Source organism: Methanosarcina barkeri 3 (assembly GCF_000970305.1).
In the GTDB taxonomy this organism is placed as follows: Archaea; Halobacteriota; Methanosarcinia; order Methanosarcinales; family Methanosarcinaceae; genus Methanosarcina; species Methanosarcina barkeri_A.
This window is the reverse complement of sequence record NZ_CP009517.1, coordinates 2,681,244-2,708,217: the sequence shown is the minus strand read 5'-3', so window position 1 is coordinate 2,708,217 and position 26,974 is coordinate 2,681,244. Positions and strand designations below refer to the sequence as shown.

General features: G+C 39.2%; 16 protein-coding genes. All 16 read right to left on the bottom strand.

Annotated elements, in window-relative coordinates; translation table 11 throughout:
• Nucleotides 1-170 precede the first annotated feature (170 nt).
• Nucleotides 171-2,423 carry a PKD domain-containing protein gene (locus tag MSBR3_RS10855; RefSeq protein ID WP_196296943.1) on the bottom strand — a complete coding sequence of 751 codons (2,253 nt, stop codon included), beginning with the start codon at nucleotides 2,421-2,423 and terminating at the stop codon, nucleotides 171-173.
• Nucleotides 2,424-3,660: 1,237 nt separating this feature from the next.
• Complete coding sequence (locus MSBR3_RS21055) at nucleotides 3,661-5,694, bottom strand: PKD domain-containing protein (RefSeq protein ID WP_052723373.1); 2,034 nt, start codon at nucleotides 5,692-5,694, stop codon at nucleotides 3,661-3,663.
• A gap of 386 nt (nucleotides 5,695-6,080) precedes the next feature.
• Nucleotides 6,081-7,706 carry a PKD domain-containing protein gene (locus MSBR3_RS21630; RefSeq protein ID WP_052723372.1) on the bottom strand — a complete coding sequence of 542 codons (1,626 nt, stop codon included), beginning with the start codon at nucleotides 7,704-7,706 and terminating at the stop codon, nucleotides 6,081-6,083.
• A 647-nt stretch (nucleotides 7,707-8,353) separates the two neighbouring features.
• Nucleotides 8,354-9,940, bottom strand: coding sequence for a PKD domain-containing protein (locus MSBR3_RS10840; protein ID WP_052723371.1), 1,587 nt, complete (start codon nucleotides 9,938-9,940; stop codon nucleotides 8,354-8,356).
• A gap of 745 nt (nucleotides 9,941-10,685) precedes the next feature.
• Entirely contained in the window at nucleotides 10,686-11,654 is a 969-nt protein-coding gene (locus tag MSBR3_RS10835) for a right-handed parallel beta-helix repeat-containing protein (protein ID WP_048110378.1), read from the bottom strand.
• 1,154 nt (nucleotides 11,655-12,808) lie between these two features.
• Nucleotides 12,809-12,964 (bottom strand): hypothetical protein, encoded by a 156-nt coding sequence (locus MSBR3_RS10830; RefSeq protein WP_155396797.1) that lies wholly within the window; start codon nucleotides 12,962-12,964, stop codon nucleotides 12,809-12,811.
• The gene (locus tag MSBR3_RS18960) at nucleotides 12,961-15,006 is read right to left on the bottom strand and encodes a PKD domain-containing protein (RefSeq protein WP_052723370.1); all 2,046 of its coding nucleotides are present in this window, start codon (nucleotides 15,004-15,006) and stop codon (nucleotides 12,961-12,963) included. The genes MSBR3_RS10830 and MSBR3_RS18960 overlap by 4 nt, the downstream gene beginning before the upstream one ends.
• 713 nt (nucleotides 15,007-15,719) lie before the next feature.
• Nucleotides 15,720-17,435 carry a glutamate--tRNA ligase gene (locus tag MSBR3_RS10820; RefSeq protein ID WP_048108093.1) on the bottom strand — a complete coding sequence of 572 codons (1,716 nt, stop codon included), beginning with the start codon at nucleotides 17,433-17,435 and terminating at the stop codon, nucleotides 15,720-15,722.
• An 863-nt stretch (nucleotides 17,436-18,298) separates the two neighbouring features.
• Nucleotides 18,299-20,062, bottom strand: coding sequence for a PKD domain-containing protein (locus MSBR3_RS18955; protein ID WP_196296942.1), 1,764 nt, complete (start codon nucleotides 20,060-20,062; stop codon nucleotides 18,299-18,301).
• 287 nt (nucleotides 20,063-20,349) lie between these two features.
• Nucleotides 20,350-20,655, bottom strand: a complete 306-nt coding sequence (locus tag MSBR3_RS10810) for a hypothetical protein (RefSeq protein WP_052723368.1) — start codon at nucleotides 20,653-20,655, stop codon at nucleotides 20,350-20,352.
• The gene (locus MSBR3_RS10805) at nucleotides 20,655-21,389 is read right to left on the bottom strand and encodes a fumarylacetoacetate hydrolase family protein (protein ID WP_048108091.1); all 735 of its coding nucleotides are present in this window, start codon (nucleotides 21,387-21,389) and stop codon (nucleotides 20,655-20,657) included. The genes MSBR3_RS10810 and MSBR3_RS10805 overlap by 1 nt, the downstream gene beginning before the upstream one ends.
• 73 nt (nucleotides 21,390-21,462) lie before the next feature.
• Nucleotides 21,463-22,242 (bottom strand): dihydroorotate dehydrogenase electron transfer subunit, encoded by a 780-nt coding sequence (locus tag MSBR3_RS10800; RefSeq protein ID WP_048108089.1) that lies wholly within the window; start codon nucleotides 22,240-22,242, stop codon nucleotides 21,463-21,465.
• The gene (locus MSBR3_RS10795; RefSeq protein ID WP_048108088.1) at nucleotides 22,242-23,147 is read right to left on the bottom strand and encodes a dihydroorotate dehydrogenase; all 906 of its coding nucleotides are present in this window, start codon (nucleotides 23,145-23,147) and stop codon (nucleotides 22,242-22,244) included. Before MSBR3_RS10795 ends, MSBR3_RS10800 begins: the two co-directional genes overlap by 1 nt.
• A gap of 51 nt (nucleotides 23,148-23,198) precedes the next feature.
• Complete coding sequence (gene hemC / locus MSBR3_RS10790; RefSeq protein ID WP_048108087.1) at nucleotides 23,199-24,149, bottom strand: hydroxymethylbilane synthase; 951 nt, start codon at nucleotides 24,147-24,149, stop codon at nucleotides 23,199-23,201.
• A 48-nt stretch (nucleotides 24,150-24,197) separates the two neighbouring features.
• Entirely contained in the window at nucleotides 24,198-25,472 is a 1,275-nt protein-coding gene (gene hemL / locus MSBR3_RS10785; protein WP_048108086.1) for a glutamate-1-semialdehyde 2,1-aminomutase, read from the bottom strand.
• A 483-nt stretch (nucleotides 25,473-25,955) separates the two neighbouring features.
• A complete protein-coding gene (gene hemB, locus MSBR3_RS10780) occupies nucleotides 25,956-26,930 on the bottom strand; it encodes a porphobilinogen synthase (protein ID WP_048108085.1) in 975 nt (324 codons plus the stop codon).
• Nucleotides 26,931-26,974 lie beyond the last annotated feature (44 nt).

Below are 26,974 nucleotides of genomic sequence, written 5' to 3'. Positions count from 1 at the left end.
TACTTTTATTATGCTTTTTTACTACTTTTATTATGCTTTTTTACTCTTTTTATTATGTTTTTACTATTTTTATTATGTTTTTACTATTTTTATTATGTTTTTACTATTTTTATTATGTCTCTATTACTTTTAGCGCGACTTTTTTACTGCTTTTTCCATATAATGTTCACTCATTTTTTCACTGTAACATATCCAGAAATTGTTTTAGTGTTACTGCCAGCAACATTTGTTACTGTTAACTTAACAGTATATGTTCCTGCTTTTGAATACTTATGCGTTATATTCTGCTTGGTTGAAGTTGTTCCATCTCCAAAATTCCATTGCCACTTCGTTGGTATTCCTGTGCTTTTGTCAGTGAATTTAACGTTTAATGGAGCTTTTCCTGAGGTTGGAGATGCAGAGAAGGCAGCAACAGGCTTTGTTATCACTTTTATATAATTTGCTTTTGTTAGTGTGCTACTGCCTTTGGCATTGACTACCGTAAGAGCCACAGTATAATTTCCTGCTTTTGAATACTTATGAACCGGATTCTGCTGGACTGAAGTAGTTCCATCCCCAAAAGTCCATTTCCACTTCGTCGGCGTTCCTGTGCTTTTGTCAGTAAAAGCGACATTTACTGGTGCTTTTCCTGAGGTCGGCGTTGCAGAAAAAACAGCAACTGGCTTTATTGGGGCTTCTGCTACATTTATATAATTACCTATTGTTTTAGTGTTACTGCCTTTGTTATTCTTTACTGTTAAGCTTACAGTATATTTTCCTGCTTTACTGTATGTGTGTACAGGGCTCTTAGTTGTTGAGGAAGTCCCATCTCCAAAGTTCCACGTCCAACTGGTAGGTGAACCAGTACTTTTGTCAGTAAAAGTGACACTTAATGGCGTATTTCCAGAAGTAGGTTTCGCAGAAAAGTCTGCTACAGGAGATGCACTTCCTGTTGAGGTGAAGGCCTTGATGCATACATTCGTATTTGAGTAATATTTTGTTATGTCAGTCCAGTCATTTCCGTCAGAACTGACGAAACTCTCTCCTGCATTTGCTGTTGCTTTACTACTGTAGTTTGGGTACGGGTATTCTATGGCAATCGGGTAACCATATCCTGTGGTCTTAAGCTTCAGGACAACTGAGAACTTTTGACCGGCTTTGAGCTGTACTCCGGAGTTCAGAGGTATCGTATGATAGCCTGCATAGGAACTTTTCCCACTCTGGGAAATAACCGGACCGGCTTGATTTATAGGACTGGACGATATGTTAGTATATATATGAATTTCATAGTTGCAGTTTGAATCCGTAGTATAGAAACTTACAGCTTTAAGAGTCTCACTTGATTTTGCAGTAAAGATGTTTGCAGACCAGCCAGTGGATCCGCCATATCCCATAGTAGTAGTCCATCCGAATGGATCATACTGATATATATTTTTATAATTATCAGTGTTTTCAGCTGTGAAGATAGTATTATCGGCGCCTATATTTGAGTCATAATAGGAAACATAGAAGTATCCATTCTCACCAAAATCTTTACTCCAACTATTTTTCACAATAAAAGCTCCATTTCCGGGCGGGATTTTAGTAAAATTGTTTTTACTGTACGAGTCATCCCAGCCTACAATGTCCACTCCATGGTCAGAGGACGAAGATCCATTATAGTAAAAACTATGTTTACTAGCAGAATAATAATTGTAAAAGTTGTTACCACCGGAGTATAAGCCTGTAGAGACTGCTCCATATTTTATAATTGCAGATTTTATTTCATTGTTGTCCAGAGATCCTTGTCTGCCTGGAAGGAATAAAACATTTTGTACATGTTTATATACAGGAAGTCCAAGTTCATTTGATGAATATGTTGACGAATCACTATAAGGGTCATCACTTTCCTTCACTGGCCCACTCCAACGGGCTAGGTAGGCAGTTGACATACCTGAAGTTCCTCCCTCTCGAAAATCAAAACCTTCTGGCGCAGAATTGGAAAGCATGTTTTTAAGATTATTTTCTGAAAAATCCCAATTTTCTCCAGGCAGTAAATATGATTCCAAAGACCCATAGGTTGCAAATGCCCAACAAGATCCTGCATTACCCTGATCTTTCACAGAAGTTACTTTGTTCAGGCTCCGCAGATCATATTTTGATTGATAAGATGCTATTCTGCTAGAAACACTGCCCAGATGACTAAGATCCACAATTGAGGGGATTAAACCAGCTTTATGTCCCTCAAAAGATAGCTGATTGGAAATTTTTTCTTGCTGATACTTTACAAAATCGGGGTTTATTGGTGCAAGTCCAACCTTTAAGGCTTTATTATTGTCCGAAGAGTTCGTATCAGCTATCGCTATCGAGGAGCCTATAATCATAAGTAGAACCAGAAATCCACTGAGGATTGCTGCTTTTTTCCTTACATTTAAACTGTTTTTTGTTTTCAAATTTTTTTTCATGATAGTACCTTTCTAATTTTATTAATAATATCTTTTAGTATTATCAAGGAAATTACATGCAGTTCATTGTGCATATATCATCCGCTAAAACAATAATTAAAGAACCTTGATCCAAAATTTTCCGCTAATTTATAATTATCACATAAAATAAATCTAATAACAAAACATTCCTCTTTATATAGGCCTTATGACTTATTTTCAATTTTATAATACTATAGTGTATAATTTTACTTTATATCTAGTGCACTATTACATATACTAACCTTTCCTTAATAGTTTTATAAGCCAGATTTTTATAGAAAAATTAAACCTTGATGCCTGAGTACTATCTAAAAAAGTTAATCAATTATTATAAATTGGAAGTCTCAGAAATACAAAAACCAATTTCAGAAAGACTACATTTATTGAGCCTATCCTAAAAGCTATTTTGTTTTCAACTATCAAAATTTTTGGGGGTATGTTTCTAGTATCGTAAATTCTATAATTTTTCAAAAAGAATAATAAATAATAAATTTTGAATTCTAAAATGAACCTATATAAATAATTTAAAAACTACATGTAAAAAAACTAAAAGTTTATAAGTAAAAAATTAAAATATAAAAAGATGAAAATGTAAAAATACTATATAAATTTATGAAATGCAGATTTATGTAGATCATTCAATTTACGGGAGTTTTTCCCATAAAACAGTGGTAAATATGGATTTATATAGAAAAAACGGATATTTGGCATAAAAATAACTGGATTTTAAAAGTCTCAAATGGAGTAAAAAACTCAATATTTAGGACCAGAATTAATCACTCAAAGCGAAAAGAGAAGGCAAATTCTCAACTCTGATCAAATAAGACAAAAATAATTTTTTGTCAGACTTAATAAATGATTTCCCCACTACCCTTTAGTCTTGTGATCTTTTTCTTTTTTCAATTTAAGGGCTACTGCTTTCAGTGTTTATCTGATCTTGTATTTGTTGTACTTTTATGTAATTTGTTTTTACGTAGTCTGTTTTTACGTAGTCTGTTTTTACGTAGTCTGTTTTTACGTGATTTGTTTTTATGTATTCGTTTTTGTTATTGTGTTATAGCAGCGTTGCTTACTGTAATGTCACCGTATAATTTCTTGCTTTTGAACACTCACATATCAAATTTAAACTATTGAGTTTGTTTCATCTCCAAATTTACATTTCCGTGAAGTTGTGTTCCTGTACTCTTGTCAGTAAAAGCGACATTTATTGTTGTTTTCATGAGGTAGACTTCGCAGAGATTGCAGCAATCGGTTTTTCTATCACTTTTATATAATTTGTTTTTGTTGCCGTGTTACTGCCTGCAGCATTCGTTACTGTTAAGTTTACAGTATATGTTCCTGCCTTTGAATACTTATGAATGGGATTCTGCTGGGTTGAGGTTGTCCCGTCTCCAAAATTCCACTGCCACTTTATTGGTGTTTCTGTGCTTGTATCACTGAAGGCGATATTTATTGGTGCTTTTCCTGATGTAACACTACTGGTGAAGTCTGCAACCGGTTTTGTTACAACTTTTATATAGTTTGTTTTTGTTACAGTGATACTGCCTATAGTATTCGTTACTGTTAAGTTTACAGTATATGTTCCTGCCTTTGAATACTTATGAATGGGATTCTGCTGGGTTGAAGTAGTTCCGTCTCCGAAACTCCATTTCCATTTAGTTGGTGTCCCAGTACTTTTATCAGTAAAGGTAACACTTAATGGTAATTTTCCTGATGTAACACTGCTGGTGAAGTTTGCAACCGGTTTTTCTGTCACACTTATATAATCTGTTTTTGTTGCCGTGTTACTACCTGCAGCGTTCTTTACCGTTAAGTTTACAGTATATGTTCCTGCTTTAGAGTACTTATGAGTCGGTTTCTGCTGGGTTGAAGTAGTTCCATCTCCAAAGTTCCATTTCCATCCAGCAGGCGTTCCTGTGCTTGTGTCAGTAAAGACGACATTTAATGGCACTTTTCCTGATGTAACACTGCTGGTGAAGTTTGCAACAGGTTTTGCTGTCACTTTTATATAGTCTGTTTTTATTGTTGTATTGCTGCCTTCAGCATTTTTTACTGTTAAGTTTACAGTATATGTTCCTGCCTTTGAATACTTATGAACCGGACTCTGCTGAGTTGAAGTTGTTCCGTCTCCAAAATCCCATTTCCATTCTGTCGCATTTTTCGAAATATCAACAAACTTAACTGAAAGAGGGGCATAACCAGCAGTGACATTGCTGCTGAAATTTGCAACAGGGATTACTGGTTCTGGTACTGGGACAGAACCTATAAACTGCCCGAAAGCAACTGGATAGTATCCTATATTTATTGTGGCTGTGACATTATTAGTTGTTGTGTTAATTACAGAGATGGTGCCACTGTAATAGTTCGCCACATATACTTTTGTTCCATCCGGGTTAACTGCAATTCCTTCCGGACCACTTCCTACAGGCACCGTGGCTGTAACCTTATTTGTTGCCGTATCAATTACAGAAACAGTGTCATTGTCAGAGTTTGTCACATATACCTTTGTCCCGTCGGGATTAACTGCAATTCCCCAAGCCAAGCTTCCTACAGGCACAGTGGCTGTAACTTTGTTTGTCGTAGTGTCAATTACCGAGACATTATAATTATTAGTTACATAAGCCTTTGTTCCTGTCGGGCTTACTGCAACTCCTGAAGGATATTCTTCTACAGAAATAGTGGCTGCAACTTTATTTGTTGCTGTGTCAATTACGGAGACAGTATTACTATTATAGTTCACCGCATACGCCTTTGTTCCATCCGGGTTAACAGCAACTCCCCAGGGATAGCTTCCTACAGGCACCGTGGCTGTAACCTTATTTGTTGCTGTGTCAATAACAGATACAGTATCACTGTTAGCGTTCGTTACATATACCCTTGTTCCAGCCGGGTTTACTGCAACTCCATCAGGATTGCTTCCTACAAGTACAGTTGCTGTAACCGTATTTGTAGCTGTATCAATTACCGAGATAGTGTTATCCCCATTGTTCGTCACATATACCTTTCCAGTCGGGTTAACTGCAACTCCATCAGGATTGCTTCCTACAGGTATAGTAGTTATAACAGTATCCATAGCTGTGTTAACTACCGAGACAGAGCTGTTCCAATTGTTCGTAATATATGCATATGACTCCGCTGGCGAAGCGCTTTGTTCAGTAACTGCCGATGCTGCAGAAGAAACAAAAATTAAATATAAAATTACAGTTACTGATGCAAAGGCTATTGAATGTAGTTTTTTGTTGATGTTCATTATCCTACCTTTATTTAATTTGTTTTTTTATAACAGAATAGTTATATTCTGGAACATATGTCAATTTTTAGCTTTCTCTTTGAATATTAGTTTTACAAAAATTCTTTAATTTACGAAAGTTTACTCAAGAAAAAGATGCCAGTATAAATGAGTCTTGTATGGACTTCTCGACTCTGCAGCGAAAAAAACACAAAAGAAGACATTAAGAATTTCAAATCAGCTTAAAAAAGTCAAAATTTTTACATTGATACTAAGGCGTTGAAAAATTGTAAATCTACAAATACTTATGAATTCAGTCAAACAAGGTAAAAGGATGGTTTTATTTCACTTGAGCAATAATCCCAATTACCTTTTAGCCTTGATCTTTTTCTTTTTTCAATTCAGTTTTATTTACTTTCGGAGTATATTCCCGGCTTTGTGTTTGTTGTCACCTTTATGAAATTTGTCTTCATTATAGTACTGCTGCCTGCCAAATTGCTTACCGTAAGTGTGACTTTATAGTTTCTTTCCTGTAAATATCGGTGTTTGGGATTCTTTTCTGTTGAAACTTTTCCGTCCCCAAAGCTCCATTTCCACTTAGTTGCTATTCCTGTGCTTTTGTCAGTAAAATCGACAGTTAATGGGGCTTTTCCTGAAGTAGGTTTCGCAGAGAAGTTTGCAACCGGTTTTGTTACCACTTTTATATAATCTGGTTTTGTTGCCGTGTTGTTGCCTTTGGCATTTGTTACTGTAAGTTTAACAGTATAACTTCCTACTTTGGAATACTTATGAGTTGGGTTCTGTTTGGTTGAAGTTGTTCCGTCTCCAAATTCCCATTTCCATTTAGTTGGAGATCTTGTGCTTTTGTCAGTAAAGGCAACAGTTAACGGAGCTTTTCCTTCTGTTGATTTCGCAGAAAAACTTGCGAAAGGAGCCAGTGAGAGAGGACCTATAAACTGCCCGAAAGCAATAGGTTCATTTCCTACAGGAATAGTGACTGTAACCTTGTTTGTAGCTGCATCAATTACAGATACAGTATTGCTGTTAGAATTTGCCACATATACTTTTGTTCCATCCGGTTTGACTGCAATTCCCAGAGGATAGTTTCCTACAGTCACTGTAGCTGTAACCTTGTTTGTAGCTGTGTCAATTACGGAGATAGTGTTACTTTCTTCGTTCGCTACGTACACCTTTGTTCCGTCCGGTTTGACTGCAATTCCAATTGGAGAACTTCCTACAGGCACCGTGGCTGTAACCTTGTTTGTTGCGGTGTCAATTACAGAGACAGTATCACTACCGGTGCTTGATACGTATACCTTTGTTCCACTCGGGCTAACTGCAACTCCCCAGGGATAGCTTCCTATGGTCACTGTAGCTGTAACAGTATTTGTAGCTGCGTCGATTACAGAAACAGTGTCACTGTACATATTCGTTACATATACATTTGTTCCGTCCGGACTAGCTGCAATTCCATTAGGACCGCTCCCTACATCCATAATGGCTGTAACAGTATTTGTAGCTGCGTCGATTACAGAAACAGTGTTGCTACCCCGGTTCGCTACATATACCTTTGTTCCGTCCGGACTGACTGCAACTCCGGCAGGGAGGCTTCCTACAGGCACAGTAGCTTTAAGGGTGTTTGTTGCTGTGTCAATTACAGAGATGGCTCCTTCATCGCTTGCCACATGTTCCGCTGTTCTCTCTAAGAATGCTAACTTTGTGTCAGTTGATTCTGAAAGGATAGTTTCATCGTTCCACAGGTAAAAATTCGCCACATATACCTTTGTCCCATCCGGGTTAACTGCAACTGCAGCAGGTTCGTTTCCTGCAGGCACGGTAGCTGTGACAGTGTTTGTTGTTGTGTCAATTATGGAGAGAGTACTGTCCAACTCGTTTGTAATATATGCATATTTCCCAAGAGACGAAGTACTTCGCTCAGTAGCTGCTGATGCCGCAGATGAAACGAAAATTAAAAATAAAATCAGAGCTATTGATGTCAAAGCTACTGAATTCAATTTTTTGTTAGTTTTCATTTATCCTACTCCTCTATCTTTCGTTATTGTGATATTTTCAATATACGGTGGGATCTTCAAAATTCTCCCTCAACTTTTTCAAATGGTCGGCTGTGAAATTTTCTCTACAAGAAAGTAAAAAATTTGCAAAAATTCTCCAAAAATAGTGATATCTTGTCCTTATATAAAGCACTTTTCAAGTTTATTATATTTTTATTATCAATTATTTAATCTGTAAAATCAGGTTAATATTTAATCAATGTTTTATTCTCAATTATTTAATCTGTAAAACTGAGTTAATATTTAATCAATGTTTTATTCTCAATTATTTAATCTGTAAAACTAAGTTAATATTTAATCAATGTTTTATTATTAAAGCAATTCAAGTTTTAGCGTCATTATCTTTCTCAGCTAAATTGTAGATACTAACTGAGAACACTTCAATTGTAAGTACTAATTAAAAGTCTAAAATCGATTTAAAGGTCGAATTATTTAAAGCATTATAAATCACTTAAAATCAAAAAGAGAAGGTTAAGTCTCAGATTTGGCAAAAAACGTTTAAATTTCATATCTGGGAAAAAAGGGAAACGTAATCCTTTTGTCAGATTTAATAAGTAATCTCCCACTCCTCTAGTATCAATCTTTTTCATAATTTTTAATTTAAGAGTTTATTTGCTTTCGGAGTATATTCCCGGTCTTGTATTTGTTGTCACTTTTATGAAATTTGTCTTCGTTATAGTATTGCTGCCTGCTGCATTGCTTACTGTAAGTGTAATTTTATAGTTTCCTTCCTGTAGATATTGATGTTTCGGATTCTGCTGAGTTGAAGTTTTTCCGTCTCCAAAACTCCATTTCCACTTAGTTACTATTCCTGTACTTTTATCAGTAAAAACAACAGTTAATGGCGCTTTTCCTGAGGTAGGTTTCGCAGAGAAGATTGCAACCGGTTTTGTTACCACTTTTATATAATCTGTTTTTGTTGCTGTGTTACTACCTTCAGCATTTGTTGCTGTAAGTTTAACAGTATAACTTCCTAATTTGGAATACTTATGAGTTGGGCTCTGTTTGGTTGAAGTTGTTCCGTCTCCAAAATTCCATTTCCATTTTGTTGGCGAGTCTGCACTTTTGTCGGTAAATTTCACAATCAATGGTGCTTTTCCTGAGGTTGGATATGCCGAAAAAGCAGCAACCGGAGAGATTGAATCAAGAGTTATCAGATAAATATCTGGATTTGAATATGGGTCTTGGTATGGGTTATTTACAAAATTTCGATAATCTGTCCAAGTTATCCTATTCTGAAACATAGAGACCTTACCCTTCGGTGATCCGTTGTCTGTGAGCTGAATCTTTTTGGAAGTGGAGAGATTGTACATATAGAGATCGTACATCTGGCAATCCCCAGCTTCGGGAGGACATCCTTCCCCCCATACTATTTTATCACCATAGATAGCAGTAGATCCCATATCCCCATAGACGCTAATTATAGTTTCATTGTGAGTAGATAGGTCATACACTGAGATATTCTGACGATCATCCCAGATTATCCTATTACCATAGATTTTAGGATAGCGGGCTGCTCCACTTGTTGTAATCTGGGTTTGCTTTTTAGTGGATAAATCGTAAATGTAGATATCACCGCGTAGAAAATACTCGTCATTGCTATCGTCCATCCATACTATCTTGCTACCATAAATTATAGGATAACATGAATCTGCTGTATTAGTGGTTATCTGAGTTTCTTTTTTAGTAGAAAGATTGTACATGTAGATATCACTATTAGTCTGACTTCCATTATCATTGCGCCAATCTTGCCACACTATCTTGTTACCGTAGATTGCAGGATAGTACTGATCTGATGTATTGGTGGTTATCTGAGTTTCTTTGGAATTGGATAAATCGTACATATAGATATCCCAATTTCCATTACGATCGTCCTCATACATGATTTTGTCATCGTAGATGGCTGGATAACACTGGTTTGATTCATTATTAGTGATTTGAGATTCTTTGTGAGTGGAGAGATTGTACATGTAGATACTCGTAGAATCTTCATTGCGATAGTCTTCCCACACTATCTTCTCACCATAAACTGCCGAATGAATTGCTGATTCACTGGTGGTTATTCGAGTCTCAATGATCTTGAGCTGAGCATTCTGTTCAGTAGTTGCAGATGCTATGGATGAAACAATTATTAAAAGTAAAATCATAAATGTTGAAACTAAGGCTAATGAACACAACTTTCGTTTGTTCCCCATTTATATTCCTCCAGGTTTATTTAGAATGCCTAGTCTAAAATACCGGATACGCTCCTAATTTTGATATTTCTTTTAAATATCGGACTCGTAATATCGGACTCGTAAATTCCCTAATAAGGAAAATTTTCATTTACAGGAGCTGGATCAATCAATCCGTTTAAAAATTCCCAGGATTTTTCGGTAAAAAAAGTAAAAACGGAAAACTTAGTTTTCTTTAGGCATTTTCTTAATACACAACTGGCTATAATTATTAACTGCCTAATATATGATACTTATTATGAGTAATCAATCTATATAATTTTCAAGGAAGATATGTCTAGATAATGTAAAAAACTGCGTATGGTGTTCAGCAGGCATAAAAAGATACAAAAATAAAAGTAAAAGTGAATTAAAGAGAGAGGAATAAAAGTGAATCAAAGAAAGAAGAATAAAAGTGAATCAAAGAAAGAAGAATAAAAGTGAATCAAAGAAAGAAGAATAAAAGTGAATCAAAGAAAAATAAAAGTGAACTAAAGAAAGAAGAATAAAAGTGAATTAAAGAAAGAGGAAACAGTTTCATGTCCACTTTCTTCCAGATAATTATTTGTGGGCAAAATAAGCCACAACTTTTTCTCTCCTCTTCCGTTGTTCTGCAAAAACTGAAGATGTTCGAACTATACAGCTCGAACTATACAATTCGGTACTTTATGTTGCACCTTTATGTTGCAGAACTCTTAATTTGCAACGTCTCATCGTGTTTGTTGAATTAGTTGTCAAGAGAGCCGTATCCGTACCCTTTTGCTACCCAATTCTCAACACTGTGATCTGACGGTCCTAATATGTTTGAGCCTGATCCTACTGCAACGTAAGGTGACACATTCCACATAACGTTATCATGAACACTAATAGACCCGCTTGCGTGGATATTTCCAACGCCTGCACTGCTGCTTGAGCCTTTGAAGTCATGCATTATGTTGTGATGGACATTTGCGTTTGTCAGTGAATTTTCCAGTTCAACGCAGCACCAGCCAGATCCGGCACTACCTGAGAAGGTATTGTGATCCACTTCAATATTTGCGCAGTTGTCTATCCTTACACCTGTGTTGGTTTGAACCTCAACATCACAGTTATACATCCTGGAATTCTTAGTACCTGATAAGAAAGATACACCGTCGTGTCCTACGGAATGCATTTTGCAATTGTATACTTCTATTCCAGAACTTTTACTGATTCTTACACCGTCGCCATACAGATAGCGAGTGAATAAAATATCATGTACTTTACTATCACTCGAAGATCTGAACTGTATGCAGTTTCTATAATCTCCGTGGCCTCCATCACCTGGTCCGGTTGCTGTACTTTTGAACTGAAGGTCACATACTTCAACGTTGGAGACACCTGACCCGAATATATATGCAGATGCTCCTGCGGAGTTACAAACTGAACCGGTGGCAAAGATTATTGTATCGTCGCCTGCCCCTTTCAGTACCACGTTAGATTTCAAAACTATAGGTGCACTTATCTTGTAAGTGCCAGCACCTAGGATAACATATCCCGGGTTACCTGATGTTGCTTCTGATGCTACGGAATTTATTGCATTATTAATCGCAGTCTGGGCATCTGATCCAGATGTCGGATTTACAGTTATTGTATTCTGTGCGCCTAACGCAGCTGGTACGGTTGTTAAAATAAGGCATGTTACTAGGAGTAAGTTTCCTATCTGTCTTTTTAGCATCGTATCACCTTTGGGTTGGTTTGGAACTTGAGTGGACTCAAAATTCCATAGGGTTAGAGCCTATTCTTCCCAAAAGCACATACGGCAGTTAAACTAAGACATGGTATCAGGAATAGGGTTTCCTGCTTTATTTTTAGCATCGTATCACCTTTGGGTTGGATTTGGAATCTGCGTAAACTCAAAAAACTATAAGATAGTTATATATCTCCAACAGTTGATACGGTTGTTAAAATAAGACATGGTGTCAGGAATAGGGTTCCTATCTGTCTTTTTAGCATCGTATCGCCTCTAGGTTGGAATTCGAATTTGAGCAAACTCAAAAACTCCAGGATAATCGCATACTCTTTCCCAGATATTTCTCAAAATTCCATATTACGTACTCGTAATGTTTTTCCGAACTATCTAATTAGACCGAGTATATGAATAATCTAATTATGCCGGGTCTATACGGTAATTCAAAGATTCTTATTACGTCTGCGTAATATTTTTGAATCTATCTAATTCAGTTCTCTGCGATTTATGTGGGGCGGACACGTTGCACACAGAGTCTCACTCTCCAATCACATTATAGGGATCGGTCATTGGAGGTGGGGCCGGATATTAGAGTTTTGGCTTCTATCACTCAAAACCTGTTACTGACCACCATAGGATGTTATTCCTTCTGGTCAATAATTACTTTTTTTACTAATACGGCCTCTAGCCGGGTCAACTCTTCTGAAAGGTTTTTCACTTTCTGTTGTTCAACTGCTGAGTTGACATCTAGGTTTATACAGGTTATATTATAAAATATTTTTGTATTTTTTAAAAAAAATTTTGGAAAATATACAATGTATAATACTATGAGTTTGTTGGAAAATGACTGACTCTAATTGAATCCGCATTCCAAGGATTTATGTAAAAATATCTGATTGAAGCGGATCAGTGTAGAAACACAAATATTTCGGCACAAAAGCGTGAAGCGAAAACATTGAGAATTCCACATTAGCTAAAAAAGTTAATTAATTAGATCTTGGGAGCCAGTTATTGAATAATTGGGAGTATGAGGATGGCTTTCAATTATTGTAAAATAAGGTCAAAGGGCGTGTTTATCATATAGTATCAATGATACTATCACTGCCCTTTCTCGTTGATCTTTTTCTTTTTCCAATTCAGTTTTATTTACTTTCGGAGTATGTTCCCAGCCTTGTGTTTGTTGTCACCTTTATGAAGTTTGTCTTCGTTACAGTACTGCTGCCTTCCACATTACTTACTGTAAATCTAATCTTATAGAACCCCAGGAGGTTTACAACCGTTTTCAAAATTGCAGTCACTTTGCCACTTTTATATAGTTCCATTTTGTTTTTGTACTACTTCCTGCTGCATTTGTTGCTGTAAGTTTAACTGTATAAGTTCCTGCTGCTGAATATGTGTGTACTGGACTCTTTTCTATTGAAGATTTTCCATCTCCGAAATCCCATTTCCATGAAGTTGGCGATCCTTTGCTCGTCTCCGTAAATGTTACCTTTAGTGGCGCTTTTCCTGAGAGTGGCCAGCCCCAGAAATCTGCAACGGGAGCTTGCGAAGTTCTTGTTACGGTTATATAATTTGATTTTGTCACCGTGTTGATGCCTGCCGAATTGGTTACTGTGAGGGCTACTGTATATTTTCCTGCTTTGGAATACTTATGCGTTGGATTCTGCTTGGTTGAAATTGTTCCGTCTCCAAAATCCCATTTCCATTTCGTTGTTGATCCGGTACTTTTGTCAGTAAATTTAACGTCTAACGGAGCTTTTCCTGAAGTTGGAGATGCAGAAAATGCAGCGACTGGTTTTGCTGTCACAGTTATATAATTTGATTTTGTTACTGTGTTGCTGCCTGCTGCATTGGTTACTGTGAGGGTTACTGTATATTTCCCTGCTTTGGAATACTTATGCGTTGGATTCTGTTTGGTTGAAGTTGTTCCGTCCCCAAAATCCCATTTCCATTTGATCGGTGTCCCTGCGCTTGTGTCAGTAAATTTAACGGTTAAAGGTGTTTTTCCTGATGTAGGAGATGCAGAGAATGCAGCAGCAGGTTTTGCTGCCACGGTTATATAATTCGTTTTTGTTACCGTGTTACTGCCGGCAGCATTTGTTACTGTAAGTTTAACAGTATAAACTCCTGCTTTGGAATACTTATGCGTTGGATTCTGTTTGGTTGAAGTTGTTCCATCTCCAAAACTCCATTTCCATTTCTTTGGTGTTCCTGTACTTTTGTCAATAAACTGAACTTTCATTGGGGCTTTTCCTGAGGTTGGAGATGCAGAGAAGGCAGCAGTTGGCAGGTTTGAACTGGTGAGAGTACCCATGTAGACATTGGGTTTTTCATTTTCATTGCCCCAATCCGTCCACACTATCTTATCACCATAGAAATCAAATCCTCCCCTAACTGATGTATTGTTAGTGTGAGTTTCTTCTTGAGTTGAGAGATTATACATGTAAATATTTCCATTATTATAATCCTCCCACACTATCCTGTCCTTGGAGATTGCAGGACTATAATAAAATATTGATCTACTATTGGTAATCTGAGTTTCCTTCTTAGTGGAAAGATCATACATGTAGATCTCGGAGTGGTAAACTTCATCTTCCCTGCGCTCATCTGCCCACACTATAATGTTATTGTCAATATCAGGACTAAATGCTGAACCGCTGTTGGTAATCTGAGTTTCCTTATGAGTGGAGAGATCATACATTGTGAGATTGCTCGGGCGTCCATCAATATCAGATACCCCCACTATTATGTTACCGAAAAAAGCAGGATTGATTATTGGCACATCGTCGACCTGAGTTTCCTTCTGAGTGGAAATATCATAAATGCAATAATGATATGTGCCACCCCACAGTATCCTGTTACCGGAGATAGCGATCCCGAGGTCATACCCGAATCCATCAGCAGGGATTGTGCTACTGGTTATCCTAGTTTCCTTGTGAGTGGAGAGATCGTACATGTAGACATCATGTCCTCCCTCGGTATCATTCTGAATGTTTCCATTGCGCCCGTCCAGCCATACTATCCTGTTACCGTAGATAACAGGAGACACTGCCGATTCACTGGTAGTAATTTGAGTTTCCTTGTGAGTGGAGATATTGTACATGTAAATATTGAAGGGTCCATCATCCCGGTTCCCGTTACGCCAGTCCTCCCATACTATCCTGTCACCATATATAGAAGGAAACGCTGCTGATCCACTGGTGGTAATCTGAGTTTTATTGATCTTGAGCGAAGCAGTTTGCTCAGTAGCCGCCGATACAGTAGATGAAACGAGAATCAAAAGTAAAACCAGGGCTGATGAAGCTAAGGCCATGGAATGCAAATTTTTGTTAATTTTCATTTATCCTACTCCTCAACTTTTAATTTATTTTTAATATAAAAAATGTTAATAATTTAGACATATTTACATTTTTAAACTTTGTCATTTAAATCTAAGCTTTAAGAAAATGTGTAATTTTAGAGAATTTATTTCGAGAAAATGAATAGAGGTCGCAGTAAATCCGTACAAAAATAGCGAAATTTTTCAGTATAAAAAAGTAAAACCCACTTTCCGCAGATGTCTGATAAATTTCACTATTTTTCCCGATATCGTTTTTCCCCACGTCTCTTTCCATTATTTTAAATTGTATGTCTCCGTTTACTCATCCATTTAAACCTTATAATATTCAGTAAAGGTTTTCCCTCTTGTTTTTTGGTAGCAACAATTGAGATCTCAGATAATCTCAATACTAAATTTCTGGAAATTTCTCCAAAAACGATAGCAAGAAAATTATTCATTTTAAGAGAACATCTGCGGAAAGACAGATAAAAGAAAAACTTTTGAGAGTTTCAAATAAGCTTTAAAAGAGTCAAGAAATTAGATAGGAAGCGCTGCTGAAAATCACAAAATTAAAAACTCTCTATAAAATGACCAAAAAGCCGAGTGAGCTCATTTTTAAATATCAAATTAACAACTTACAGACACTTTCAGATAAAAAATTGGGAAAAATGAAAAAATTAAAAAAAGTGAGCAAAAGAAAAGAGAACAGTTTCCTGTCCACCTTCTTCCAGAAATTATTTGTGGGCAAAGTACGCCACAACTTCTCCTTTATTTACTGCATCAATTCTGCAAAAACCGAAGCGTTCGAACTGTACGATTTTGTCAAGTTCGGCTGCGATTCCCTGCTCACCTATTCCATTGATATCACCTTCAGGGCCGCGTACTTTCACATTTATTCCGTCAAGCGGGGCCCAGTGGATAATTTTCGCTTTTGCTTTTTTAAGGGCTTCAAGAGAAACATCAGAGAGCTTTGCCTGAAGCGGGGAAAGGGAAGTAACCTCTATATTGCAGAAATCTTTTAAGCGGATAACAGAACCCACTTCCAATTTTTCAACATCCTCAGTGCAGACAAGAACCTTATTTCCTACAGCAATTTCCCTGAGTCCTCTTGTATGGTCAGTAGGATGAAGAGGAAGCTTAGCAACTGTCGGTTCCGCATCTGTAATTTCCAGTTCTACAGGATCCCAGACAAAGAAATAACGGTTTGCAATGGGGTCCACGATTTTGCGGTTTTCGGCGTAGAGAGACTCCATGCTTATGCTTACGTCAGTCATTCCGACTCCCATCTCTATCATGAACTTCTTGAGGGCTTCGGCCTGGATTCCGCGACGCCTGATTGCCCGGACTGTAGGGAGCCTCGGGTCGTCCCAGCCGCTGTACTCCCCTGCCTCGATAGCTTTTCTCAGGGTACTGGTACTGAATTTTCCAAACTCATGGATCTTGACCCTGCCCCAGTGGGTTGTTCTAGGGTACTTCCAGCCAAAATATTTGTAGATATATCCCTGCCGCTTTTCACTATCTATAAGGTCTTTACCCCGGATGATGTGAGTCATTCCCAGTTCGTGGTCTTCGATTGCACCTGCAAAATCAAGAAGCGGCCAGACAATATACTTGTTCCCGATTTCAGGGCGGGGGTGCGACATTTTTCTTATCCTGAAGGCTCCCCAGTCCCTCAACGCAGGGTCTTTGTGCTTTATATCGGTCTTGATCCTCAGCACCGCCTGCTGGTCTTCATATTCTCCGGCAAGCATTTTTTCCCAGTGCATGAGGTTTTCTTCAGGGCTGGTATCCCTGTGCGGGCAAGCCTGTTTTGCATCCTTAAACCGCTTGAAATCTTCTCCTTTACAGAAGCAGACATAAGCCTTGCCCATTTCGATAAGTTTTCTTGCGTAATCGTAATAGAGAGGAAAATGATCCGAAGCATAAACAACCTGGTCAGGCACAACCCCAAGCCATCTGAAGTCGTCGAGATACCAGTCATAAGCCTCAAGCATAGGCCGCTTTATATCAGGATCAGTATCATCAAAACGCAGGACAAATTTTCCGTTGTACATTTTCACGTATTCGGAATTAACTACCATTCCTCTTGCACTACCAAGGGTTGCGGGCCCGTTTGGATTCGGGGCAAAACGCATTACAACCTTGCCATTTTCTGCTCCTTCAAGAGGTTTTAAACCCTTATCAGGCTCCTTTTTTACACTAAGGGCTTCAATAAGCTCGGGGGCAATTTCCGAAAGCTTTGCCTCCCAGGTTTCAGGATTTCCCTTTGCAATCTCGGGAATAATAACTTCAAGAGCCTCAGATACGGCATTTGGGTCAGATCTGAGTTGAGGGCACTCCCCCATAACTTTGCCCATTACAGCTTTAGGTTGGGGGGCTTTCCCGTATTTTACAGCATTTTGATAAGCGTATTTTTCAATTGTTTTAATATCTTCAGGACTTAAGGTCATAGAAGCTTCTCCCAAATACTTATTATTTATATTCAGAATTAGATCCAACAACAAAATATGATCAATTGTATAATTTTATATAATTAATTACTGAATCTAACAAACGATAATATGTACATTTTCAAAATTTTACTTATTGGTGGATTTCTGGATATAACTCGAAAATTGTGTTAAAGTATTTAGTTTCTTTCCAAGAGATAATAGATCCATCTAAAAAATTCAATAATTAATTCAGCATTAATTCAGATTGCTTTCTCATTTTGAGTATATTTTCTATACTACCTTGTAAACCCGAAAAATAGTTTTTACCTTTCCACCAATTCTAGAAGACTCTATTACGTACTAGTGCATCGATTCCAAACTATTTCAGAAATGTATTTTTGAAAACCACAGAAAGCACGGAAGACACGGATAACTAGTAAAGGTATGTTTTTTCCGTGTCTTCCGTGCTTTCCGTGGTTATAATATCCAGATCGAATCACTCCACGACCGGCTGCCTTTTCCGTGTTACAGAATTGCATATGACTTTAAAATAATAGTTGCGTCATAAATTGTAATTATTTTCTTACTATGTATATATTTGAGAACCGATGCACTAGTAAGGTTTACCATTGACAATTTTTTTCTCTCAAAAATACTACTCTATATGATAAAAGTCAGCAAATAACTTTCTCACTCTTTTCTGACTTCGTTTTTTATCTAGGACTTACGCAGTTGAACTGAAAAATCAACAGTATCAGACGGTTAACTGTTTGAAGACTGTTAACTGTTTAAAAAGTGATTTTAATCTACAGTCTTTACTATATTTGATTTTATTCCTGAAGTGCGTAAGTCCTATTATCGTTTGAATTTACAATATTCATTTATTTTTTTACTATGATATAATTAGATATGGTTTTAGTATTGCTTCCCTTGGCGTTTTTCACTGTTAAGCTGACAGTGTATTTTCCGATTTTACTGTACTTATGTACAGGGTTTTTGGCTGTTGAATAAGTTCCGTCTCCAAAGCTCCATTTCCATGAAGTTGGACTATTGCTGCTTTTGTCAGTAAACTGCACATTCAGTGGTACTTTTCCTGACCTTGGAGAAGCATAAAAAGAAGCAACCGGAGCTTTCAATGCGTTTACGACGATATAATTCTTTATTGTTTTCGAACTGCTTCCTGCGGCATTCTTTACTGTTAAACTGACAGTATATTTTCCTGCTTTACTGTAGGTATATGCAGGACTCTTGGATGTCGAAGTTTTTCCATCTCCAAAAGTCCATTTCCAGGAAGTAGGACTATTGGCACTTTTGTCAGTAAATTTTACTTTCAGTGGTGCATATCCTGAAGTTGGGGATGCAGAGAATGCAGCAACAGGTTTTACAGGAGCTGTTTTTACAGTTATATAATCCTTTATTGTTTTTGTGTTTGTTCCGGCGGCATTCTTTACTGTCAAGCTGACAGTATACTTTCCAGCTTTACTGTATGTATGTACCGAATTTTTAGTTGTTGAAGATTTTCCGTCTCCAAAGCTCCATTTCCAGGAAGTAGGACTATTGGCACTTTTATCAGTAAACTGAACCTTCAGCGGAATGTTTCCTGAAATAGGAGATCCCGAAAAACTTGCTTGAGGGATCTTTAAGACCTTTTCCATCCCAGGCTTCATATTGCCATCTTTGTCCCATACTCCCCAGTGAGCACCCTGTGGGCCTTCGTTAACACTTTTCCATGTTTCATCAAACGCCTCAAAGTAAAAATACTGAATACTATTATTACGTGCCCATGACACAAAATAATAAAAATACGTGGCTGAGTTGTTAGCTGATGGTACAGAATTCCCAATCGTGTTTCCTGCGCTGGGCCATCCGGTTTCAGAGACAATGACTGGTTTATTCTTTACATTATTAACTAGATTCTTATAACGGCTGTCCTGAAGATCCATTGCTTTATCAATGCTGATACCTTCCCAGTAGGGGTAGCTATTATACATGATAACATCGCACTCATCCATTACCTTAGGATGAGCCAGAAGCTCGCTATATGTATCGGCTGTTGTAACATTAACGCCGGCGGGTACTGACTGTTTAACACGCTTGATATACTCAATAAGCTGATCTTCTGAAAGATCATTTCTTAGCAACGTTTCACTACCTACTATAGCTAGATCAACATTACCAGCCTTAGCTTCATCGATCAACTTACTTATCTGTCTCTCATTTGCTTCAGTATCTCCACTAAGCCATGCACCAATTGCAGTCTTAATCCCCATTTCATGAGCTACTGGGCCAGCATACTCCAGGCCATTTTCCGTTCCATAAGTTCGTATCCACTCAGTATATGGTGCCATTATTTTCATACGATTCATGACTTGTTTTTTGTCTATCTTAGATCCATAATCTGGGCTCTGCCCTTCCATATAGGGGCTAAAATTTATGCCATATAACTTATTGATATTCTGTGCTGACTCCGAAAATTGAGTTGAAGATTCAGACTGAATGTCGTTGATTTGTTCTTCTGTGATAGTGATTTGTCCTTCTCCTGGCTGCTCTGTAGTTGCCGATACCGTGGACGAAATGAATATTAAAAATAAAATCAGGGCTACTGCAGCTAAGGTTCCTGAATATAATTTTTTGTTAGTCTTCACGAATCCTTCTCCATTCTTTTTCATTTAATAAAATAATACTTTAACGTAATTTTAATTTTTAAATTTTTTTAGTTAAATTTCAATTTAGATAAAATGTAATACAAGAGAACTCATCAGGAGGTAAAAGTAGAGGAGAAACCTTGAGGATTTCAATAACTGAAAAAGTTAGAATTCAGATAGGTTCAGTCAATCCCTCAAAAAAGGAAAAGATAGTTAAAAAGGAACAAGAGAATTAGTATAAAAGAAAAAAGATAGACAACTTTTTCGCCTACTAAATGAATGCGGATCTATTTTGGGATGGAATCTTCTATCTTCTGGATACGAGATATTTTCTCGCTTATTTTCTTAAACTCGATTTCAAATTCCTCAAGAAATTTCGGAACCGCATCTCCGGGTACGGCACCCTGAGCCGAGGGCTTGATAAGGTTGGCTTGCTCAAGGACTCTGAGCGAGTAGCGCACTTTATGGTTCTGCATTCCGGTGACTTCTGAAAGTTTTAGAATCCCGATGGGAGCTTCTTCAATCACTTTCTTAAGCACCAGAAGATGGCGCTCGGTAAGGTCAAGTTCATTTCCTATTGGCTCAAGCAGCATCAGACAACCTCGTTTCTAAGTGTTCCGATTCCCTGGATTTCAACTTCCACAATATCTCCGCGCTGAAGTTCTCCAACTCCAGGAGGGGTCCCTGTGGCAATGACATCTCCTACTTCCAGGGTCATGATCTCGGTGATAAATTCAATAAGATATGGAATATCAAAAATAAGGTTTGAAGTGCTGGAAGCCTGCCTGGTTTCCCCGTTTACCTTGCAGGCAATCTTTGCATCCGAGATATTAACTTCATCGGGAGAAGCGAGATAAGGTCCAAAAGCTGCAAAGGTATCAAAGCTCTTTGATCTTGTCCACTGCACGTCCTTATACTGGAGGTCCCGTGCAGTCACGTCGTTAAAGCAGGTATAACCAGCAATTACATCCAGGGCCTTTGAGGCTGATATATTCTTGCAACGTTTACCTATAACGAATGCAAGTTCGGCTTCATATTCTACTCTGGAACTGGATTCCGGATAAATTATCTTGTCTTCATGCCCGATAACCGCTGAAGGAGGCTTCAAAAAGAGGACAGGTTCTTCCGGGATTTCCATGTGCATCTCTTCGGCATGATCCCGGTAGTTCAGGCCGACACATACTATTTTTGAAGGAGATGCAGGTGGGAGGACGCGAAGTTCCGAAAGGTTAAAGATTCCTGCGGGAACTCCACCTTTTGGATACACGCGTCCATTTTCAATATCTCCGTAAAAAATCTCATCTCCTGATCTGAACCTTCCAATCATATCTAGGTCTTCTCCTGCTTACTGGAATGACTTAGTCTGCTTTCCTTCATTCTTTAAAAGGATATATTCAAACTTAAATTTTAACTCTTCGCCCACTGGCATCCCGGGTATACTTTCCAAGTTCGGAATTCAGGAGCTGCACACCTGAAAACACAGGTCCGTCCCTGCAAACCCTGAGCCCGGACTTATCTATACAGCATGCCCCGCAAACTCCTAAACCACATTTGAAATAGCGGTGAAGGCTGAATTCGGATTTTTCAAGAACTTTTCTGTCTTCAAGGAGCCTGAAAACCGAAGCCATCATTATTTCCGGCCCGCAGACCGCAATTTTGTCATAAACTGAAAGGTCGAGGCTACTTAGCACATCGGTCACAAAGCCCTTTGTTCCCTTTGAGCCGTCATCCGTAGAAATGAAGATTTTTCCTGTTTTTGCAAAGAGTTTCTCAAAAAGAAGGTCATCCGCACTCCGCGCTCCAAGCACAGTATGCACCTCCGAGCCTGCACTCTTCGCTGCCTCGGCATAAGGAGCAAGGGGAGCAGCTCCGACCCCTCCTGCAATAACCAGAGTTTTTTCTCCTTCTGAAGGTAGGGAAAAGCCCTTTCCGAAAGGTCCTCTTAACCCGAAAGAATTCCCTTCTTTCAACTCAAAAAGTTTTGAAGTTGCCTCCCCCACTTTCTGGACAGTTATGGAATTCTTACTCGAGAGGCCCATTGGCACCTCGTCCACACCCCTGACCCAGACCATTACAAATTGGCCGGGCTTCATGGTCTCAAACTGGAAATCAAAGAAGAAAGTCCTTACCGAAGGGGACTCTTCATCTATCCTTGTTATTGTAGCATTAAGAGGAAGCATCAGACCATCTCATGGGAAAGTCCTATTAATTCTTTTACATCCGAATATCCTTTCCTCTGCAGGAAAGTTTCGATACCTTTACTGATTTCAGAGAAGATATCAAGTCTGTCATAAACAGCCGATCCGACCTGGACAGCCGCAGCTCCTGCCATCATCATTTCTACTGCATCTTGCCAGGAGGATACTCCTCCTACTCCTATTACAGGGATCTCTAGGGCCGTATAGAGGTCATAAACACATTTGACAGCTACGGGTTTGACGGCTTTTCCTGAAAGCCCGCCTGAACGGTTTCCCAGGACAGGATATCCGGACTCGATATCTATAGCCATCCCTTTTAAGGTATTAATTGCAACAACCGCATCTGCGCCTCCGGATTCAGCCGCACTACCGATGCAGGTAATGTCAGAAACATTAGGGGTAAGCTTAACCCATACAGGCACATTCACCGTTTCTTTTACTGCGGCTGTAATTGCCTCTACAAGGCAGGGGTTAGAGCCGACTGCAGCTCCGTATCCTTCTGCATGCGGGCAGCTTACATTAAGCTCAAAAGCATCGGGTTTCGCAGGGAGCAGACCTTCGGCAACTTCCTTAAACTCGGCAGGGTTTCCACCGAATATGCTTGCAATCACCGGAACTCCTGAGTCCTTTTTTGCAATATCGAGTTCCTGGAGAAAACTGGGATAGGAAGGATTCGGAAGTCCCATGGCATTTAGAAATCCGCATTCAAACTTGACCATGCTTGGGTTGGGATGCCCGGTTTTAGGCATGGGACCTATGGATTTGCTTACAACGCCACCTGCTCCTCCTTCACGTGCAACCCTGCACAGCGATGCCCCGGTTGTGCCAAGTATCCCGGCTGCAAGAATGGTCGGATTTTTAAGTTTAAGTCCTGTAAGAGTATACATAGCTGGCTCCTTTCTGCCCTGTTATATGATTTGCATTATCATTTTGTGTTATCATTCGTACAAATCATCTGAGTCGCACGAATCTCTGGAAAGCTTCAGGAGCGCTTCTTCAGCAAGTCTCTTTCCACCCATCCGTACAAGTCTGCTTCCGAGTTCCCTAGCTTTTTCAATTCCTCCTGCCATAGGAATAAATTCGTTTATGCCGACAGTTTCTTCTCCGTCAAGGGAAAGAACCTCTGCCCGCACATGGATTTCTTTTCGGTCAGGCTTAATTTCGGCATAAGAACCTATAGGAGTAGTGCAGCCTCCCCCAAGTTCGGAAATCAGGATGCGCTCAATTTCGGTGGCAATCCGGCTGTCGGTATGGTCAAGCCTGGAAACTGCAGCTTCAGCCTCAGTGTCTGCCCTTGTGACAACTGCAACCGTACCTTGATTTGGAGAGGGGCAGAAGAAATCGGGAGAAAGAATTTCTCCTTCAAGTTCCCAGCCCAGGCGTTCAAGCCCTGCCTTGGCAAGCAAAATACCATCATATTTTCCTTCTTTAAGCTTCCTGAGCCTTGTATCTATATTGCCCCTTAAATCCTGAGTAATAAGGTCAGGCCTGTAGCGCTTGATCTGGGCTGTCCTCCTCAGGGAACTGGTACCTATAATGGACTGTTCAGGCAGTTCATCCAGGGGTGTCCCGTCATAAGTCAGCAGGATATCAAATGGAGTATCCCGCTTCAGAACAGCTGCGGTTGGAAGGGCAGGTGGACGAACTGTTGGCATATCTTTCATGGAATGCACAGCGATATCTATTTCTCCTGCAAGCATAACTTCGTCCAGTTCTCTGACAAAAGCCCCAACTCCACTCGATACTGCATGCAGAGGCCTATCAGTAAATCGGTCTCCGCTGGTTTTTATAATTTTCAAGCTGGTTTCAACGCCCTGTGCTTTCAAAAGGCGTGCAACATTCTCGGCCTGGGCAAGTGCAAGCTGACTGCCCCGCGTACCTATGATCATATTAAATCCTCGTTTTCAAAGATGCAAATCTGCTTAAAATAAATACACTTAAAGATTTTCAGTGTATGCTTTAAGAGTTTTTTCGATATCTTCTTCGCTGTGAGCTGCAGAGACGAAATTTGTTTCAAACTGTGAAGGAGGGAGGAAAACTCCGCTTGCGAGCATCCTGTGGAAGAAAGCAAGGTAACCTTCCTTATCACACTTCAGGGCCTCCTGGTAGTTGTGAGGTTCGGCTCCAAAGAAAATCTTGAACATCGAAGCAATTCCGCATACGCTGTAATCAAGCCCTTCGTCCTCAACGATTTCTGCAAGTACAGCCCGTATGTAATCGCCTTTCGAATTGACTTTTTCGTGGATCTTTTCCTGTTCCAGATAGTCAAGCACTGCAATGCCCGCAGCCACGGAACAGGGGCTTCCGCTGAAAGTTCCTGCCTGGTAGACCGGGCCGGATGGTGAGATCATTTCCATGATTTCACGCTTGCCTCCAAAAACTCCAATAGGCAGCCCTCCACCCACGATCTTTCCAAGAGTGGTCATGTCGGGTACAACCCCGAAGTATTCCTGTGCTCCTCCCATTGCGAGCCTGAATCCGGTAATAACCTCATCGAATATAAGAAGCACGTCGTTTTCCAGGGTAAGTTTCCTGAGTTCTTCCAGGTATCCGGGAAGGGGAGTTATCGGACCTATGTTCCCGAGCACTGGTTCGATGATGACCGCAGCCAGCTCGTTCCTGTTCTTCTCCACAAGCTCGGACATTGCTTCAATATCATTATAAGGAGCTTGCAGGGTATATTTCGTGAAATCTGCAGGTATTCCAAGCGAATCCGGCTCTCCGAGAGTTGTAGCTCCTGATCCTGCTTTTACCAGAACCGCATCATGAGCCCCGTGAAATCCGCCTTCAATTTTGATGAATTTGTTTCTTCCCGTAAAGCCGCGTGCAAGCCGAAGGGCACTCATCGTGGCTTCAGTACCCGTGGATACGAAACGGAGCATATCGATACTGGGATAATACCCTGCAATTTTCTCTGCAAGGGTTACTTCAAGCTCGGTAGGAGTTCCGTAGAGCCATCCTTTATCGAGCTGGGCCTTAATAGCTTCTTTTATTACAGGGTGATTGTGCCCAAGAAGAGCAGGGCCGTAAGCCAGACAGTAATCTATGTATTCGTTTCCGTCAAGATCCTTTATTTTTGAACCGTTAGCTGATGCCGTATAGAACGGATAGGGTTTTATTGCGCGTACAGGGCTGCTTACCCCACCAGGAATGAGGGTCTTTGCTTTCTCATACATCTGTCTGGACTTCTCAAGTGTTACCTCAGATATCATGGAAATCTCACCGGATTGAACTGAAAATCTATAAACTATTAATAAATTTAAGTTAATTTTTGAATTTTAAGTTAATTTTTGAATTTTAAGTTAATTTTTGAATTTTAAGTTAATTTCTAAGTTTTAGTTAATTTGTGGATTTCAAGTTAATTTCTGAATTTTAAGTTAATTTTTTGAATTGAACTTAAATTGCACATGGAGATAGTTTATACTGAAAAAATTATGTTTTATACAAACAGAACTGTGTTGAACTATATTAATATTAACTATATTTTATACATTTGTTGCACTTTAAGTTAAGGTGCTTTACACCTTACTGTGTTCACTTTTTATCTTATAACAGAGCCTCCCTCTATTAAGCAGTTATTGATGAACTTGGTAGGCTCGTAAGTGGAATGGGCAATAGACTTGAAAGACAGAAAGGTGGAAAGAGGAAAAAATGGAATAAGTCTTAAAAAGAAGGAGCGCCTGAAAAAGAGGCACTTACTTCAACATGCGGGCAGCATCTTTTGCAAAGTAGGTGATGATAATGTCGGCTCCTGCCCTTTTGATTGAGATGAGGGATTCGTAAATTGCTTTCTTTTCATCAAGCCAGCCATTAGCTGCGGCGGCTTTGATCATGGAGTATTCTCCACTTACATTGTATGCAGCAGTTGGCATCCCATAGTCCGTCTTGACCCTGTAGATAATATCAAGATAAGGAAGAGCTGGCTTTACAATTATTATATCTGCGCCTTCAGCTACATCAAGAGTTACTTCCCTGATAGCCTCATTGCCGTTTGCAGGGTCCATTTGATAGGTAGAACGGTCTCCGAAAGAATATCCTGACTCAGCGGCTTCCCTGAAAGGCCCGTAGAAACATGAATGATATTTTGCGGCATAGGACATGATCGGAATATTCTCAAACCCGCTAAAATCAAGTGCTTGCCTGATAGCTTCTACCATCCCATCCATCATACACGACGGGGCCACCATATCAGCACCTGCCTTTGCGTGGCTTACTGCAATCTTTCCGAGTACTTCAAGGGTAGGGTCATTCAGGATTTCTTTCGTTTCGAAATCAACAATTCCGCAGTGTCCATGGCTTGTGTATTCACACATACAGACATCCGTGATCACAACAAGTTCGTCTCCAAGCTCAGCTTTGATTCTCCTGACAGCTTCCTGGACAACATCGGTTTCCCCATACGAAGAACTGCCTTCCGCGTCCTTAAATGCAGGAACTCCGAAAATGATCACCGCCGGAATTCCAAGTTCTGCAATCTCTTTTGCCTCATTTGCAACCTCGGAGAGAGGAATATTATATATTCCGGGCATGGAAGGAATTTCAACAGCAGAATCGATAGTCTCATTCACAAAAATAGGCTGAACAAGGTCGTCTACGGACAAGGTAGTTTCACGCACAAGGTTCCTGATCTTTCCTTTTCTCAATCGTCTTAACCTGACATCTGGAAACATTTGATCACTTCTCTGCGAATTATCTGTAAATTATCTGCGAATTA